Source organism: Pectinatus haikarae, from assembly GCF_015732185.1.
GTDB classification, from domain to species: Bacteria; Bacillota; Negativicutes; order Selenomonadales; family Selenomonadaceae; genus Pectinatus; species Pectinatus haikarae.
Map to the genome: position 1 here is coordinate 49,420 of NZ_WIQM01000016.1, position 17,230 is coordinate 66,649.

Consider the following 17,230-nt stretch of genomic DNA (forward strand, 5'->3'; position numbering starts at 1 on the left):
AATATATGGAACAGTCAACTCTGAAAACACTTCAGTACAACAAAATTATTGATAGACTCAGTTCGAAATCCCACACTACACAGGGCAGAGAAATAATAAAAAATCTTCTTCCGTCGGACGACTTTGAAGATGCATGTGGAAATTTGCATTATACAGAAGAAGCCGTTGCCGTATTGCATGAAAGTGAGCCCCCCTTTGGTGGAATAGCTGACATCCGCCCGGCACTGAAAAAGGCATCTATGGGTATTGTCCTGGAAGCGGAGATCTTGGTGGATATATCCGGCACAATGTATGGCATGCGTAATATAAAAAAATTTTTCAAAGAGTGTCCTGTCGAATGCCCGGAACTTAAAAGCTGGGCGGTTTTAATAGAGATTTTGGGCCAGCTTGAAAACGAAATAAATTCTGTTGTTGATGAACATGGCTTTGTGCAGGATACTGCCAGCAACGAACTCTATCGTATCAGAGCTGCCATAAAAACGGCAAAGAACAGAGTAAAATCGACAATCGATAATATTCTTAAAAATACCGATATGCAGAAATTTTTTCAGGAAAATATAGTTACCGTTCGCGACGACAGGTATGTTATACCCATAAAACAGGAATATCGACAATTTTTCCCGGGGATAATCCATGATCAATCGTCAAGCGGTTCAACCCTTTTTATTGAACCCCTGTCTATCGCCGCTTTAAACAACGATATAAAGCAATACACGCTGAACGAAAAAAAAGAAATTGAACGTATTTTGAAAATAATTTCTGTAAAAATTGCCAAAAATGCTGACCTTCTGCAGCAAAATTGCCATTTTATTGCCCAGTTGGATTTTACTTTTGCTAAAGCAAAACTGGCGTTGGAAATGAAAGCCTCGTGCCCTGTTTTAAATGAAAAGCATCAAACAGATCTGCTCAAAGCCCGCCATCCTCTGCTGGAACAGAAATCGATAGTCCCCATTGATATCAAAATAGGTTTTTCTTATAAAACACTGCTGATCACGGGACCAAATACCGGCGGTAAAACCGTCAGCCTAAAGACACTTGGCCTTCTTGCGGCAATGGCACAGTCGGGACTTTTTATACCGGCTGAAGACGGTTCTAAGCTTGCATTTTATCCGCAAATATTTGCCAATATAGGCGATGAACAAAGTATTGAACAAAACCTCAGCACATTCTCAGCACATATAACACACATAATAAATATTTTGGCTAATGCAGGAGCAAACGATCTGGTCTTGCTGGATGAGCTGGGCTCAGGCACTGATCCTGAAGAGGGTGCATCATTGGCCATGGCTGTGTTGGAAAAGTTCATGGAAATGAATGTATCTGTGGTTGCAACGACACATTATAACGAGCTGAAAACATTTGCCTACAGCCATGAAAATATAGAAAATGCCAGTGTCGAATTTGACATAAAGACCTTAAAACCCACATACAGGCTGCTGATTGGTATTCCCGGCGCCAGTAACGCTTTTGCCATAAGCAGCAGGCTTGGCCTTGCCGACTCAATAATCCTGCGGGCTAAACAACTTATCAGGGCTGATCATGCCAATTTTGAAAATGTACTTAACAGACTTGAATCAGAAAAACTCATTTATGAGCAGAAAAATGCTGTTATCCTCGAAAAAGAGCGGCATATATTCAGTTTAGAAAAAAAACTTATAGAACAAAAGGAAGAACTTTCCCGAAAAAAAAATCAGTCTATAAAAAAAGCTCAAAAAGACTGTTTTGCTGTATTGCGTGATACCAGAAGACAGGCCGAAACAATAATTAAAGAACTAAAAGCCCAATTCAATGACTCCGGCATAAAAAAACGTCAGGATACGATACAGGCAGCAAGAGAAAAATTACAGGCAGGGCTTGGAAAATTCAACAGAATTGAGCAGGATATTTCGCCGGTGCAGGGAATAGCTGCTGATCCTCATAAAATAAAACCTGGGGATATTGTATTTTTGAAAAACATCCAAAAACAAGGCACTGTGGGCGAGGTCACTGGCAATGAATTTGTTATTTTACTCGGTGGATTGAAAACCACAGTTAAAGCTAAAAATTGCCTTTTTATTTCTTCCGCTCAAAAAACACCGCAGGAAACCCATCCGGTGGCAAGAAGTAATTTTTCACAAACAGACAAAACAGCCGCAATAAGCCGCCAAATTGATATACGCGGCATGATGGTATCAGATGCGCAGGAAATATTGGACAAATATATTGATGATGCCGTCATGGCCGGATTAAAACAGATCATCATCATTCATGGCAAGGGGACTGGTGCTCTGCGCAAGGGTATACATGAATATTTAAAAAACCACCGCAGTGTTTTTTCCTATTCTTTGGCTGACATAAATGAAGGCGGCAGCGGCGCAACTGTCGTCCAGCTGCAATAACTGCCCCATTCATAAAATACCTTACAGGCAGCTGATTTCCAGAACCTGTAAGTGGTAACATTGTAAAATTTATGGTATTATATCATTTGATATTCAAATTTATTTTATATGTTCATTTTTCACTTAGGAGGGTATGCATGAGCAACCGTACACAAACGCCGGCTCGTCGCTCGGGTAACGGCGGCTGGCAGAAAACAGCATCTATTGCCGTCGTAATTTTGGTTGTCATGGTCATTGGCGTTGGTTGTGGTTTCTTGACTGCAACAATAAATACAAAACCAGACATGCTTCATAATATTGAACCACCAGCTTCATCTCAGATTTATGATATCAATGGTAATTTGATAGAAACAGTACACGCAGTGGAAAATCGCGTTCCTGTGCCTATCGCGAAAATACCGCCTGCCCTGCAGAATGCTTTTATAGCAAACGAGGATGCGCGTTTTTATGATCACTTCGGCATAGATCCTCGCGGCATACTGAGAGCTATCTGGGCAAATCTAACCAATAAAGAAATCGCAGAGGGCGGCAGCACCATCACACAACAGCTGGCAAAGAATGCGTATCTGACACAGGACCGTACATGGACACGAAAAATACAGGAAGTATTTTTAGCACTTCAGCTTGAGCAAAAATATACAAAAAAAGAAATTCTGGAAATGTATCTGAATCAAATTTATTTTGGGCAGGGGGCTTATGGTGCTCAAGCCGCAGCACAAACATATTTCGGCAAAGACGTATCTGAGCTTGATTTATCGGAATGTGCTATGCTTGCAGGAATTCCGCGCAGTCCTAATTACTATTCTCCCCTTAACAATCTGGCTGCTGCCAAGGAACGCAAGACAGTCGTACTTGAACAAATGAAAAAATACGACTATATAACACAGGCTCAACTTGCCCAGGCTGATAAGGAAGAACTAAAGCTCAGCTCCGGAAAAAAACAAACGGAAGAAGATAATACTGCTTCATATTTTATTGATTATGTCACGCAATCCTTGATAGATAAATATGGCGCCGACAAGGTATACAAAGAAGGCTTGCAGATATACACAACCATAGACATGAGTATGCAGCGTGATGCAGAAGCAGCAATGAAAAATCTTCCAAATTCACGTAAAGATCAAAATGGTCTTGAACAGCCGCAGGGTGCTCTTGTTTCAATCGATCCGCACACAGGATATATAAAGGCTATGGTCGGCGGCCGCGGCACCGACAAATTCAACAGAGCGACCATGGCTGTACGCCAGCCCGGCTCGTCTTTTAAGCCGTTTGTTTTTGCCACTGCCTTTGAAAATAACATGACCCCGAATACGCAGGTAGATGACAGTCCTGTAAAAATTGGTTCATGGGAACCGCAGAATGATGACCGGCGTTTCCGTGGCATAGTAAATATAAGGCAGATCGCCACACACTCAATAAATGTGCCTACTGTTAAACTGGCTTATTCCTTAGGAATAGATAATGTATTGGCAACCGCTCAAAATTTGGGAATCTCTACGCTGGTTATGGACGGCAGCAAAAATGACAGAAACCTGGCTACTGTTCTGGGAGGATTGACAAAGGGCGTCACTCCGTTGGAGATGGCAGCTGCCTACAGCGCTTTCGATAATAAAGGGATATACATCAAACCAACAGCCATAATAAAAATAGTAGACCGCAACGGCAAGACCATCGAACAGCATCGTCCTGAAGAGCATAAAGCAATAAGCGAGCATAGTGCGGATGTTTTGACAAGTGTACTGCAAAATGCAATCACCGAAGGTACGGGTACAAGAGCAAATATCGGCCGTCCGGCCGCCGGTAAGACAGGCACTACCGACAATTCGCAGGATGCATGGTTCATAGGTTATACCCCTGAACTGGTAACTGCTGTCTGGATCGGCTGTGATGACAATGCCAAAATGCCCGGAATGTATGGAGGCACAACCCCTGCATTAATTTGGAAAACATTTATGTCTAAGGCTCTGTCAGGAACAAAAGCAACTGAATTTGCACAAAGCGCTCCTTCTGGCACGGGAACCAGTCAGATCCATACCGACTTGGATAAAGAGAAGGTTTTGCCAAAAGATAAAAATGATGCCAAAAATAGCGCGCAGTCAGCTGATAAAAATAAAGATGACGAGAAGAATAATCCAAAGACAGACAGCAGCGCAAAAACCAGCCCAGGAACCAAACCGACTCCGGCCATGCCTCAGGAGGCACCGGCAGTTCAACCCGGACCGGGTGAACAAAGCGGAAAAGGACAAAACTAATTGAGGAGGACTTTGATTGAACGTATATGACGTACTAAAGGAGCGCGGCTATATTGCTCAGGCTACTCACGAAGAGGAAATAAGAGCACTTTTGGCAAATGAAAAGGTGTCTTTTTATATCGGTTTTGATCCTACCGCCGACAGCCTGCATGTGGGACATTTTTTGGGCATGATGGTAATGGCTCACATGCAGCGTGCAGGACATCGTCCTATCTGCCTGATAGGCGGAGGAACGGGCACTGTCGGTGATCCTTCCGGCAGAACAGATATGCGCCAAATGCTCACGGACGACATTATAGAACACAATTGCAATTGCTTTAAAAAACAACTGCAGCGCTTTATTGAATTTGATGAAGGCAAAGCTCTTATGGTAAATAACGGAGACTGGCTGCGCAAACTCAACTATATAGAGATGCTTCGAGACATAGGTCCACATTTTTCTGTCAATCGCATGCTTGCTGCGGAATGTTATAAACAGCGTCTGGAAAAAGGCCTGACTTTTCTGGAATTCAATTATATGATAATGCAGGCATATGATTTTATGGAACTTAACCGTCGGTACAACTGTAAAATGGAGATGGGCGGTGACGATCAATGGTCTAATATAATTGCCGGCGTGGAACTATTGCGCCGCAAATATGAGACACCTGCATATGGGCTGACCTTCACTTTGCTTACAACAAGTGAAGGCAAAAAAATGGGGAAAACAGCAAAAGGTGCTTTATGGCTTGATCCATCTAAAACTTCTCCTTATGAATTTTATCAATACTGGCGCAATGTAAATGATTCGGATGTAAAAAACTGTCTGTCATTGCTTACATTTCTGCCTATGGAAGAGGTAATCAGGCTGAGCAGTCTGGAAAACGAACAGATAAACGAAGCTAAAAAAGTTTTAGCCTACGAGATTACTAAAATAGTGCATGGTGAAGAAGAAGCAGCTAAAGCACAGGAAGCTGCAAAAGCTCTATTCAGCGGCCAGGGTGTTCTTGATAATGCTCCTTCCTTAAAAATATCTGCAGAAATGCTGGGCAGCAGGCTGCTGGATCTGCTGGTAGAGGCAAAAGTATTTGCTTCTAAAGGAGAGGCAAAACGTATTATTCAGCAAAGCGGCCTTTCCCTAAACAATGAAAAAATAAGTGACATTGACAGATTGCTAACATCAGCTGATTTTTCTGATGGATTCTGCATGTTGAAAAAAGGCAAGAAAAAGCATTACCGGCTGACCCTAAGCAATAATTGATCAACAGCTAACATTTGAAGCATAAATACTAATTTATATGAGGTGTAATAAATGTCAGGACATTCAAAATGGGCAAATATAAAAAGGAAAAAAGGAGCAAATGATGCAATTCGCGGAAAAGTGACCACAAAAATAGGCCGTGAAATAACTGTTGCTGTCCGCATGGGCGGCGGTGACCCGATAGGCAATATGCGTTTAAAACTGGCTCTTTCCAAAGCTAAGGCAAACAATATTCCCAAAGACAATATTCAACGCGCCATCCAAAAAGGATTGGGGGCTGCTGACGGCAGCAACTACGAAGAATTTGTCTATGAAGGTTACGGTCCGGGCGGCAGCGCCGTCATGCTTGATATAATGACAGACAATCGCAACCGGACCGCAGCCGATATCCGCCATCTTTTTTCCAAATTCGGCGGAAATCTCGGGGAAACCGGCTGTGTGGGCTGGATGTTCAAACAAAAAGCCGTTTTTCTGATAGACAAGGAAAGTTATGACGATGAAGAAGCGTTGATGACGATCGCTCTTGATGCCGGTGCCGAGGACTTTAAAGCAGAAGAAGATTCTTTTGAAATAACGGCAGAACCCAATGATTTCGATGCCGTCATGCAAGTACTTGAGGACAATAAAATCGACACCGTCCAGGCTGAAATAACTATGGTGCCTGATACTACAGTTGCGCTTACAGGAAAAGATGCTGACAAAATGCTCGCACTCGTTGATGCTCTTGAAGAACACGATGATGTGCAAAATGTATATGGCAATTATGAAATCGAAGAAGAGTAATCAATTATGCTGGCATTAGGAATAGATCCCGGTACCGCAATATGCGGCTACGGATTCGTTGAACTTACGGGAAGCCATCTCAGGGCGATTGAATACGGTGCTATAACGACAAGCTCAAAAGCCAGGCCGCAGGATCGTCTCCTGAAAATTCACGAGGAACTTACTGCACTACTGGAAAAATACACCCCAGACGTTATGGGAGTTGAACAACTGTTCTTCAATCGTAATGTAACAACAGCCATTCCTGTGGGGCAGGCACGCGGCATCATTCTCTTGGCTGCCGCACAAAACAATATTGATTTGGTTGAACGGACCCCGCTGCAAATAAAACAATCGGTAGTCGGCTATGGTAAAGCCACCAAAGAACAGGTAATATATATGGTCAGGAAAATATTGAACCTGCCCCATCCGCCGCATCCCGATGATGTGGCAGATGCTCTTGCCGTAGCTATTTGCACTACACATTGCATCAATAATATACTATGGCGCAATCGCTGATTCTAGGAGAAAAATATGATAGGCTATCTACATGGCACAATAACTGAACTCTTCCCCGATTCCTGTTTTATAGATGTAAAAGGCGTCGGCTATCATACACTCATATCTTCAACTACACGCTCTCGTCTAAAAAAAGGGCAGGAAGCTATGGTATATACGTATCTTAATGTGCGTGAAGATGCTTTGCAGCTCTACGGCTTTTCATCGCATGCGGAGCATGATATATTCCTGCATTTGATATCAGTTTCAGGTATCGGACCAAAAGCAGCACTAAGCATTTTATCAGTGCTCTCTGCCGATAAAATTGTCTGGGCCGTACAGAACAAACAAATATCTTTATTGACTACTGCTCCTGGAATAGGAAAAAAAACTGCGGAACGGATCATTTTAGAATTAAAAGATAAATTAAGCGATACACTCACAGACGGAGAAACTTTCAATGAAAATATTTCTCCGGAGGAAACTACGTCACAGCCTGATATTTGGACGGATGCAAAGCAAGCTCTGGCTTCTTTTGGCTATACGTCCCAGGAAATTTTCAGCACTTTAAAAAAGGCCGGACATCTCAATTCTGTGGAAGAAATTATAAAATTTGCGCTGAAAGATTTAAGCAGATAAATAAAGTTCTTATTTCAAACGGCTTCCCCGCTGAAATAAGAACTTTATTTATCTGGAGAAAAGGAGTTATCCAATGCCTGTCATCACTAGTACAGATAATATACAAATAAAAAAGGCTGCTGCATTAAAACAAAAAAAATATCGCGAAAAGGAAAAACTTTTTTTAATTGAGGGTATTCGTTTGATAGAAGCTGCTCTTTTATCCGCTCAAATCACAGAATGCTTTTTTACCGCAGAAGCCGCCGCCAATAAAAGATGTGCAACTCTGATAAATATTTTGCGCGATAGGGATTGTCTTTTATATGAAGTCAGCAGCAATGTTTTCTTAAAGCTGGCTGATACAGATTCTCCACAGGGAATTGTTGCGACAGCAGTAAAAAAAGATTTTTTACTGGACGATCTTTCTAAGGAGAATAAAAAGTCTCCTATTTATATCATTCTTGATAAGCTTCAGGATCCTGGAAACGCAGGTACTATTATAAGAACGGCTGAAGCATCAGGGATTGACGGCATTATCGCTATGCAGGGAACAGTTGATATTTATTCTTCCAAGGTCGTAAGAGCAACTATGGGTGCCGCCTTCCATCTGCCTATAGTCCAAAAAATCAATGTAAACGATCTGCGCCGCTTTATCACCGAAAATAATATCTGCTTATTCTCAACAGTCCTGTCGTCTGATGCACACCCTTGTTACTCTGTAAATTACAACAAGCCCGCAGCGATAATTTTGGGCAACGAAGGCGACGGCGTTTCAAATGAACTGCTGGCATTATCACATGAACATATATATATTCCTATGTACGGTAAAAGCGAATCGTTAAATGCATCAAGTGCCGCCGCAATGATAATGTATGAAATAATGCGTCAAAGGCAGTTTAATTGACAGCTATTTTAATCAATGTTATAATGCAAATATATGTTGCTATGAGTATGAAAGATAATCGCGGGTGTTTTTAGGCATCTGAGGAAAGTCCGGGCTCCGCAGGGCAATATGCCGGATAACGTCCGGCGAGGGTAACCTTAGGGAAAGTGCTATAGAAATTTAAACCGCCTGCTTGCAGGTAAGGATGGAAAGGTGCGGTAAGAGCGCACCAGCGTGCGGGTAACTGCACGGCTTTGGTAAACCCCATATGGAGCAAGACCGAATAGGGAAGGGATGAAGCTGCCCGCTGAACCTTCCGGGTTGTGTCGCTTGAACCGGCAGGCAACTGCCGGTCTAGATAAATGATTATCACCGCTTAAGGCGGAACAGAACTCGGCTTACTGATTACTCACAGCTGAAATAAACTGCCGTCAGGCAGTTTATTTTTTATCCGCGGTTTTTTCCGATTGCTTTTGATTTAACTGCAGAATGGTGATTTTATTTACGCGAAATTTTTTCAAAAACGATATTATTATCTGATGAAGGAGCCGCCTGACGTTGAATTTTCTAGATATGCAAGAAAAATTGCAACAAAGTCTCAATAATAAGCACCGCTTTATACATTCACTCGGTGTCAGTGAAACTGCTGTGAAATTAGCCGAAAAATTTGGTGCCTCTCCTCAAAAAGCAAAAACAGCCGGTCTTTTGCATGACTGTGCACGTGAATTTCCCGTCCCCAGCCTTATTGGTGAAGCCAGAAAACGTAATATACCGATTGAATTTATAGATAATTATCAGCCCATTTTACTGCACGCTGCTCTGGGTGCTGCTCTGTCCAGTGAAAAGTACGGTATTGATGATATTGAAATTCTGGATGCAATAAAACTCCATACTACTGGTAAAGAAAAGATGAATCTTTTGGATAAGATTATTTATTTGGCTGATATGATTGAACCCAATCGTCAATATGATGGTATTGATGAGTTCCGCAGGGTCGCGGAAACTGGTGATATCGATACTGTTATGATCGCGGCATTTGACAGATCTATTTCTTTTGTAATAAAAAAGGGTCAGATGGTTCATCCTCAGACTATTCTTGCACGTAATTACCTTCTTGCACAGCATATAAATCATGAAAAATAACAGAAGTACACCTTCCCGCGGACAAAGGAGAAAACTCATACGCAGAAGGCGGCGTCCAAAACTCTTAAGGATATTTGTTTTTTTGCTCATACTCGCGGTTATCTGCTTTTGTATTTTTCGTGTTTTTCAGGCTTCATATAGCGGTGCCGTAAATTTTTATGCATATCTGAATGCTGCCTATTCAGACTATAGAGAAAAACAAGCTGCTGAAAAAGAGACAAAAATAAAAATCCCGGCCCAATTCAAAGATTTTGATACTATTTTATTTATTGGTGTAAACAAATCAAATTATACGGTCAATGCTGATGCCGACGCATTGATTCTGCTCAATGTTAATCAATATGACGGTGCTCTTTCTGCATTGCTTATACCACGCAACACTTTAGTAACCATGGGCAATAGCATTTCATCTGTAAGCTCATTTCAAAATTACGGCTCGGAAAAAACTTTAGAAGCTGTTTCTTCTCTTCTCGATAAAAAAATTGACAAATATGTAATTGTAGATGAAAATGCTTTAGCATCACTGGTTGACACATTTGGTGGTATAGATTTATATGCGGGCAGTGATATGAATTATGATGATCCAGAAGGCGGTGTTTCTATACATTTAAATAAAGGCTACCAGCATTTTGACGGAAATAAGGCACTGCAGTATTTAATGTACCGCAGCGATGATCTTGGAGATTTAGGCAGAGTTGAGCGCCAGGAAGCTTTTATAAGATCATTTTATCAACAGATATTCAATTTTAAAGCTGTTTTTTATGCCCCTGATATTGTTAATATAATAAATAATTCATTGTATACCAATGTCGATTTCTTTACTTTCACAAATTTAAAAAACTACATCAGGATTGCTGGTAAAAACTCACTTACAGTGAAGACCTTACCCGGCAGATTTTCACCGGATGGATCATCTTGGCAGCCAGATGCTGTACTGATACATGATTTACTTCAGGAAATGTTTAATTTTTCAAATTAATAAATTTTAACAACGAAAGGTATGATTTTTATAATTAATCTAAAAGATAAAGAAATGATGACTGCATTTGAAAAAAGCTGCGTAATTGCCAAAGCAGCTGATGATAAAAAAGCTGCTCGCATTTTAACAATGGATATGCGGGAGCTGACAACTTCCACAGATTATTTTATCATTTGTAATGGCAGATCCAATATTCAGGCAAAAGCAATAGCTGATAACATTGAAGAACAGCTTGGTTTGTCCGGTGAACATCTGCTGCATCGTGAAGGCTATAAATCAGGTGAATGGATATTATTGGATTACGGTGATTGCGTAGCACATATTTTTACAGAAGAAAGCCGTGAATTCTATGGGTTAGAAAGCCTATGGGGCGATGCAGGAATTAAAGAATATGAAGAATAACGATACTGAATCAGTTAATATATTAAAACCAAGTACAGTAGCCACTTTAAAGGCAGTTCGCGAAAACGAAATGGGTGTTTTCCTGGATGCGCAGACAGGTAATACCTCCAATGATATTCTTCTTCATAAAACACAGCAAACATCCTTGGTAAAAGTCGGTGATATGGTTAAAGTTTTTTTATATAAGGATCCAAAGGGCCGTCTCACTGCCAGTATGCGTGTTCCCCATATGAAAGAAGGACAGATTGCCAGGCTGAAAGTAATAAATCTTTCAGAAGACGGGGCTTTTCTTGACGCCGGTGCTGAGAGGGGTATATTTCTGCCGTTTGCGGGCACACGCGGTGCGTTGAAACTTGGGGACTATGTCTGGGCTAAATTATATACAGATAAATCCGGCCGGCTGGCTGTTACCATGAAAGTAGAAGACGAGATGCGCCGTGCATCAAAGCCTGCCGCTGATACGGTTAAAATCGGCGATACAATAGAAGGCTCTGTTTATAATCTTACAGATCAAGGTGCCTTTATTTTTACTACAGAAAGATATATAGCCTTTATTCAGGAGAAAGAAATGCCGGAACATCCTCATGTAGGCGCTAATGTAACTGCCAGAGTCACATATATACGAGAAGACGGTCGTCTCAATGCTTCACTCCGGCCTATTAAAGAGAAAGCTATATATCTTGATGCAGAAACATTGCTTAAAGAAATTGCTGCCCATAACGGCAAAATTCCATATAGTGATAAAACACCGCCAGAAATAATAAAAGACCGTTTTCATATCAGTAAAGCTGCTTTTAAAAGAGCTGTCGGTCATTTATTGAAAACCAGTGCTGTCGTTGAAAAAGACGGGTGGATCATTTTAGTCGACGATCTGAAAGATTGATTATAATTATTTTTTTAGAGGATTTAGTATAGAATTACCGAATTATCAGGTAATGACTCTTTTATCCGGTACCAATCCAAGTCAAATTTTATGAAAACTGTATTATCGGATAATAATCGTATGATTAAAAATCGGAGGTATAAGCATGCAGAAACTAGAAGCGGAAGTATTGGACAGCAGCGACGACAATAAAAAAGGGATTCTTCTGGAAAGCGGCACAAATGAATTTGAAATAGTTGAATTTAATATAGGTGATGTTTATTATGGCATCAATGTGGCTAAAGTCCGTGAAGTTATTACCAGAGTGCCAGTAACAGCAATGCCATCAGCGCATTCTTTTGTTGACGGCCTTTTCACATTGCGCGGCAGAGCTATTCCGCTGGTAAGCCTGGCTCGCGCTATAAATGTGAAGGAATCCGAGGATCCTAAAAACATTATAGTTACCGAAATAAATAATTATAATATAGGGTTTTTGGTGGACAGTGTGTCCCGTATTCACCGAATTTCGTGGAAAAATATGGAACCATCACCAGAAGTCGGCAATGAAGCAATGATTGTCGGTGTTATAAAGATGACTGATAAAATTGTACTGCTTTTGGATTTTGAACGCATTATAGCGGAAATAAACGCGGAAATAAATCATAAACTTTCTACCGTGGAAAAGGCAGACAGTTCGGTAGAAGCTGGCAGAAGAAAGAAGCATGTGGTTATTGCTGAAGATTCAAAAATGCTGCGCGATCTGCTCGTTAACACGCTTCACGAATCTGGTTATGAATTTGTACGTGATTTCAATAATGGTAAATCTACATATGATTATCTCCAAACGTTGAAGGATGCAAATGGTCCTATCACCGATCATGTTAATATGATCATCTCTGATATTGAAATGCCCCAAATGGATGGACATCGTTTATTAAAGCTTATTCGTGAAGATAATGTACTGGGAGATGTTCCTGTTATCCTCTTTTCCTCACTTATAAATGAAGAAATGCGTTTGAAGGGTGAACGCCTTGGTGCCACCGCTCAAATTTCCAAACCAGAAATAGGCGAATTGATAAGCTTGATGGATGATATAGTTTTTAAAGCTAATAAATAAATACATCTATATATTAAATAAAGAACAGGCATACTTTCACTTGTAAAGATGCTTGTTTTTCTATACACTATTTTATCATTAAATCAATATACTGCTGCGCTTGGTAAGCATCAGTCAAATGTAGATTTTTAAATATATATTCAAGATATTTATAAGCATCTATTTTATCTACTTTGCAGGTTCCCATTATGCTGTATAATGTATATTGTTTTTGCTCTTTTTATGCGGCCTTTTGCTTTCGTCTGATTCATTTTATGTACTGCCAGACCTCGATGGAAATGCAAATTAAGTTGATTTTAAATTGCTTACTGCTTTTTGTTAAGTTAATACGAAAAAAATAGTGTATGGATATAAAAGAAATATTTTTCATTTCGACATAATGAATCGGTATGATTCTTATAGATACAATGTAAAGCTTTTATATTTTATGAATAAGACACTAGAATAAAGGATTGTTTTAGTTATGCTTCATTTTAAAATCAAAAATAAAATATTAATCTTCATTATTGTTATTATAGTAATATGTGGGTGTTTTTACAAAGTTTTTAATAATTTTGCTGCTTTAAAAGAAGGTAAGTTGGTTGATATACAAAATAAACCAGAGGGTGTTTCTCGAAATTCCTTTAGTCAAGAAGCAATGTGTAATCCGTATAATTTGACATGGACGGGTATTACACTTATCAACAATACATTTAAAGTGCTCCATAACCCTAAAACATCAATATCAGATATATTTGATGGCAATATTATGAAACTTCCCAATGATGAATACTATGCAGGTGCATATACGTTACGTGATAATTTACAGTGTCCATTATTTTGGATATCGAATAATGATGAACTTTCTTTAGGATTTCAACTAGAAGGATCAGATAAAAACATTCAATCCATTTTTTCTACACTTTTTGAAAATTTAGGCGAGACTACACAAAAAGAAGAAACGGATTCGCAAAAAAAATATTATTGGCTCAATAAAATTTATAGAGGAAAAAAATATTTTATTGAATGTGATATATCTACCAACAATGATAATAGTTTATTATTAGTAGTATTTCATCCTCAAATTTATCATTAAATATAATAAATAAGGCCTCCTACATGCTCATCGACGTTGATTTAGACATATGTACCCACAAGATGTGAAAAATACTGACCTATTTAAAACCGGTCTGTACGGCGACAGCTGGGTCATTGGCACTGTAAATATTGGAAAGTTCTGAAATTAAACAAAGGCAATAACCACCTTCTGATAGTTAATTTATGGCGGTCCAATTAACCGGAACTATCAACTTTTTTCAAATATCCACCGGAGATTTGAAAGATTATTTGTACAACCAATATGATTAAAAGCTACCACCGGTAGCTTCGAAAAGTGACAAAGAGGATGTGACAAAATGATTTCTCATTTTGTCACATCCTCTTAAAATTGCATATATTCCTTTCAAGCACAAAAAGTTTACAAAATGCGATGCATTTTTATATCAGCCTTCCGTTATTTTGATTTCATTCATGAGATCGTCTCTCGAAAGTTTTGCTTCAAGGAATGACTTCACATCCGGCGTATATAGATTCATGTGTGATTTTTGATCTATAGATATACTTACCGAATCAGTCACATAATCAAACACATGCCCGCCCCTTGACAAAGCATCATCGATAAAATGGAAATGATATCCGGCAACAGCTATCCCCTGTGCGTAGTAGGGTGTCCAAAAACCAACGATTTTTCCTTTTACATTTTCGAATTCTATCGTTTGCTGAGCAGCCACAGCCTGAGTCATCGGAATGTATTTTTCCTGATAGCTGACCGTCCTCGTGCTTACTTTTTTAAAAGTTCCTTCAATGCAAATGGCATAAAAAAGATTTTCACTGGGAACCAGATTCCTTAAAATCTTTTCAAAATCAGCTTTTGTTGTCGGCTGATCAACCAGATGCCTCAACTGAGGCTGAAAATAAGTAACCGTGCAAAAGGGCGTTGTATCCCGATCGGTCATCGGCAGAGCGAGCCCATCACGTAAATGATAAAAATTGCCGTTAAAGCCAATAAGCTCTCCATCCAAATGATCAAAGGTACCTATCCCAAAATTACCGTGCATTGCCAGATGTTCATAATTCAATACACCATCATAAACACCGTCAAGCAGCGCAGTCATTGTTGAAACTTGATATATTTCTCCATATAACCGAGATTTAGCATTCATAGTAACACCTCATTTTTTAATTATATATTAACCGTTCCAACAGATTTCGTTTCACAGCAAAATCAATTCAGCTGATTAGGCAGCATAGTTTTTCCCAATTCAATATTGTCGCTATAATCTATAGGAACATCCACTACCACAGGCCCATCCTGATAAGCCAATGCTTCCTGTATAACGTGCTCCAGATCAGCGGGTTTATTGACACGAAGCCCCTTGGCTCCAAAAGCTTCAGCATACTTTACTATATCAACAGTACCAAAATCAACACCGCTGGTTCTGCCGTATTTCATCATCTGCTGAAATGCCACCATATCATAGGAACCATCTCTCCAAACAAAATGTATGATAGGAAGCTTCAGCCGCACCGCTGTTTCAAGTTCCATAGCAGAAAAAAGAAAGCCGCCGTCGCCTGAGATAGAGATTGTTTTGGCATGATCATTGACAAGTGATGCCGCGATGGCCCACGGTAAAGCTACACCAAGAGTCTGCATGCCATTGCTGAACAGAAGTGTTTTTGGTTCATAAGTACGAAAGTGCCTTGCCATCCAAATATAATGCGAACCCACATCACAGGTAACTGTTGTATTATCAGCTATAGCCCCGCGCAATGCATGGATAAAATGCAAGGGGTGGACAAGACGCTGGCTGCTGTTTTCCGGCATACGGTCATTGCGGGCCAGCTCATCACGCATTTTATTAAGAAAGCTATGCGCTGCTGTCGAGAAATTTATAGGTTCAAGACGTTTTTCCAATTCATTGACAGTTGCCTCAATGTTGCCGATAAGCTCAATATTTGGTTGGTAAAAATTATCTATAGCAGATGATCCTTCATCCAGATGAATAATAACACGGTCCTGATTTTGATTCCAAAATTTAGGATCATATTCCACCGGATCATAGCCAATAGTCAACAATACATCCGCTTTTTCCAGTACCTGATCACCAGGCTGATTACGAAATAATCCGACTCGTCCGAGAAAATTCATTTCCAAATCTCTGGAGATAAGACCTGAAGCTTGAAACGTTTCAACTACCGGTATGCTGCACTTTCTGAGCAAAGAACGAACCGCACGTACAACAGAAAACCGGTTTGCCCTGATACCCGCAAGGATAACAGGCATTTTAGCATATTTTAAAGCTGCGACCGCCTTTTCCATAGCACTGCTGGACGCTGTGCCGAGTTCCAATTTGGCGATATGGCCAAAAGGCCTGGCAGAAGCTGTTTCTGCAAGTACGTCCTGCGGAAAGCTGACCACAGCAGCTCCCTGCTTTGAAGACTCTGCAGCCCGGAAAGCATTCATCATAACTTCCGGCACGGTATTTGCATTTATAACCTCAGCACTGAATTTTGTTATAGGCTTGAATACCGAAACATTATCCAATGCCTGATGCGTTTGTTTTAATTTATCATCACGGCTGACATTGCCCACAAGCGCAACAACCGGATCATTTTCCACATTTGCAGTAACAAGACCTGTTGCCAGATTAGTCGCACCCGGTCCTGAAGTAACCATGCACACTCCCGGTTTACACGTCAGACGCCCAACTGCAGCAGCCATAAAAGCCGCGTTTTGTTCATGGCGGCATACTATAAGTTCAGGTCCGTGATCACGCAATACATCAAATACACGGTCAATTTTCGCTCCGGGTATGCCGAATATATATTTCACACCCTGTTTTTCCAAACTTTCGACAACCAATTCAGCTCCGGTCAGCTGCTGTGTTTTTTTCAGCACTGCCTTTTTCATTTCAAGTTGTTTCATGGACCTATCCTCCCTTTGAACTATATCATAAATTTCATTAATTGATTTTGCTTTCTTCTATAAATATAATATAACATGATAAAAATGATTGTTCAATTAGTATTTTTCGATTATTATAATAGGTATAAACTA

Annotated in this window: 15 protein-coding genes and 1 other RNA gene; 14 read left to right on the top strand and 2 right to left on the bottom strand. The window is 40.1% G+C overall.

Translation table 11 applies throughout. The features are described from left to right. The first annotated feature begins 5 nt into the window (after positions 1-5). The 14 genes from I6758_RS10870 to I6758_RS10940 all read left to right on the top strand — a co-directional run bounded on the left by I6758_RS10870 (position 6) and on the right by I6758_RS10940 (position 14,209). On the top strand, positions 6-2,378 hold the full coding sequence (locus tag I6758_RS10870) for an endonuclease MutS2 (RefSeq protein WP_196605297.1): 2,373 nt from the start codon (positions 6-8) through the stop codon (positions 2,376-2,378). A gap of 137 nt (positions 2,379-2,515) precedes the next feature. After that, a complete protein-coding gene (locus I6758_RS10875; RefSeq protein WP_196605298.1) occupies positions 2,516-4,630 on the top strand; it encodes a transglycosylase domain-containing protein in 2,115 nt (704 codons plus the stop codon). Positions 4,631-4,646: 16 nt separating this feature from the next. After that, entirely contained in the window at positions 4,647-5,870 is a 1,224-nt protein-coding gene (gene tyrS, locus I6758_RS10880; RefSeq protein WP_196605299.1) for a tyrosine--tRNA ligase, read from the top strand. 51 nt (positions 5,871-5,921) lie between these two features. Next, complete coding sequence (locus tag I6758_RS10885) at positions 5,922-6,653, top strand: YebC/PmpR family DNA-binding transcriptional regulator (protein ID WP_196605300.1); 732 nt, start codon at positions 5,922-5,924, stop codon at positions 6,651-6,653. A 6-nt stretch (positions 6,654-6,659) separates the two neighbouring features. Further along, a complete protein-coding gene (ruvC, locus tag I6758_RS10890; RefSeq protein ID WP_196605301.1) occupies positions 6,660-7,151 on the top strand; it encodes a crossover junction endodeoxyribonuclease RuvC in 492 nt (163 codons plus the stop codon). Positions 7,152-7,166: 15 nt separating this feature from the next. Next, complete coding sequence (gene ruvA / locus I6758_RS10895; RefSeq protein ID WP_196605302.1) at positions 7,167-7,769, top strand: Holliday junction branch migration protein RuvA; 603 nt, start codon at positions 7,167-7,169, stop codon at positions 7,767-7,769. Positions 7,770-7,842: 73 nt separating this feature from the next. Continuing rightward, complete coding sequence (locus I6758_RS10900; RefSeq protein WP_196605303.1) at positions 7,843-8,652, top strand: TrmH family RNA methyltransferase; 810 nt, start codon at positions 7,843-7,845, stop codon at positions 8,650-8,652. Between the two features lie 42 nt (positions 8,653-8,694). Further along, an RNA gene (gene rnpB / locus I6758_RS10905) (RNase P RNA component class A) lies at positions 8,695-9,047 on the top strand. A 142-nt stretch (positions 9,048-9,189) separates the two neighbouring features. Next, positions 9,190-9,774 carry a bis(5'-nucleosyl)-tetraphosphatase (symmetrical) YqeK gene (gene yqeK / locus I6758_RS10910; RefSeq protein ID WP_196605304.1) on the top strand — a complete coding sequence of 195 codons (585 nt, stop codon included), beginning with the start codon at positions 9,190-9,192 and terminating at the stop codon, positions 9,772-9,774. Beyond that, positions 9,764-10,753 (top strand): LCP family protein, encoded by a 990-nt coding sequence (locus I6758_RS10915; protein ID WP_196605305.1) that lies wholly within the window; start codon positions 9,764-9,766, stop codon positions 10,751-10,753. The genes yqeK and I6758_RS10915 overlap by 11 nt, the downstream gene beginning before the upstream one ends. A 57-nt stretch (positions 10,754-10,810) precedes the next feature. Next, positions 10,811-11,155 (top strand): ribosome silencing factor, encoded by a 345-nt coding sequence (gene rsfS / locus I6758_RS10920; protein ID WP_196605941.1) that lies wholly within the window; start codon positions 10,811-10,813, stop codon positions 11,153-11,155. Beyond that, on the top strand, positions 11,145-12,038 hold the full coding sequence (locus tag I6758_RS10925) for a CvfB family protein (RefSeq protein WP_196605306.1): 894 nt from the start codon (positions 11,145-11,147) through the stop codon (positions 12,036-12,038). The genes rsfS and I6758_RS10925 overlap by 11 nt, the downstream gene beginning before the upstream one ends. 145 nt (positions 12,039-12,183) lie before the next feature. Then, the gene (locus I6758_RS10930; protein ID WP_196605307.1) at positions 12,184-13,134 is read left to right on the top strand and encodes a chemotaxis protein; all 951 of its coding nucleotides are present in this window, start codon (positions 12,184-12,186) and stop codon (positions 13,132-13,134) included. Positions 13,135-13,597: 463 nt separating this feature from the next. Next, entirely contained in the window at positions 13,598-14,209 is a 612-nt protein-coding gene (locus I6758_RS10940; protein ID WP_196605309.1) for a hypothetical protein, read from the top strand. Positions 14,210-14,615: 406 nt separating this feature from the next. Here the strand turns inward: I6758_RS10940 and budA are convergent, their stop codons facing one another. Both budA and alsS read right to left on the bottom strand, forming a co-directional pair. After that, complete coding sequence (gene budA / locus I6758_RS10945; protein ID WP_196605310.1) at positions 14,616-15,335, bottom strand: acetolactate decarboxylase; 720 nt, start codon at positions 15,333-15,335, stop codon at positions 14,616-14,618. Between the two features lie 62 nt (positions 15,336-15,397). Then, positions 15,398-17,098: an acetolactate synthase AlsS gene (alsS, locus tag I6758_RS10950; RefSeq protein WP_231038649.1), complete on the bottom strand. Its 1,701-nt coding sequence runs from the start codon at positions 17,096-17,098 to the stop codon at positions 15,398-15,400. Between the last annotated feature and the right edge of the window lie 132 nt (positions 17,099-17,230).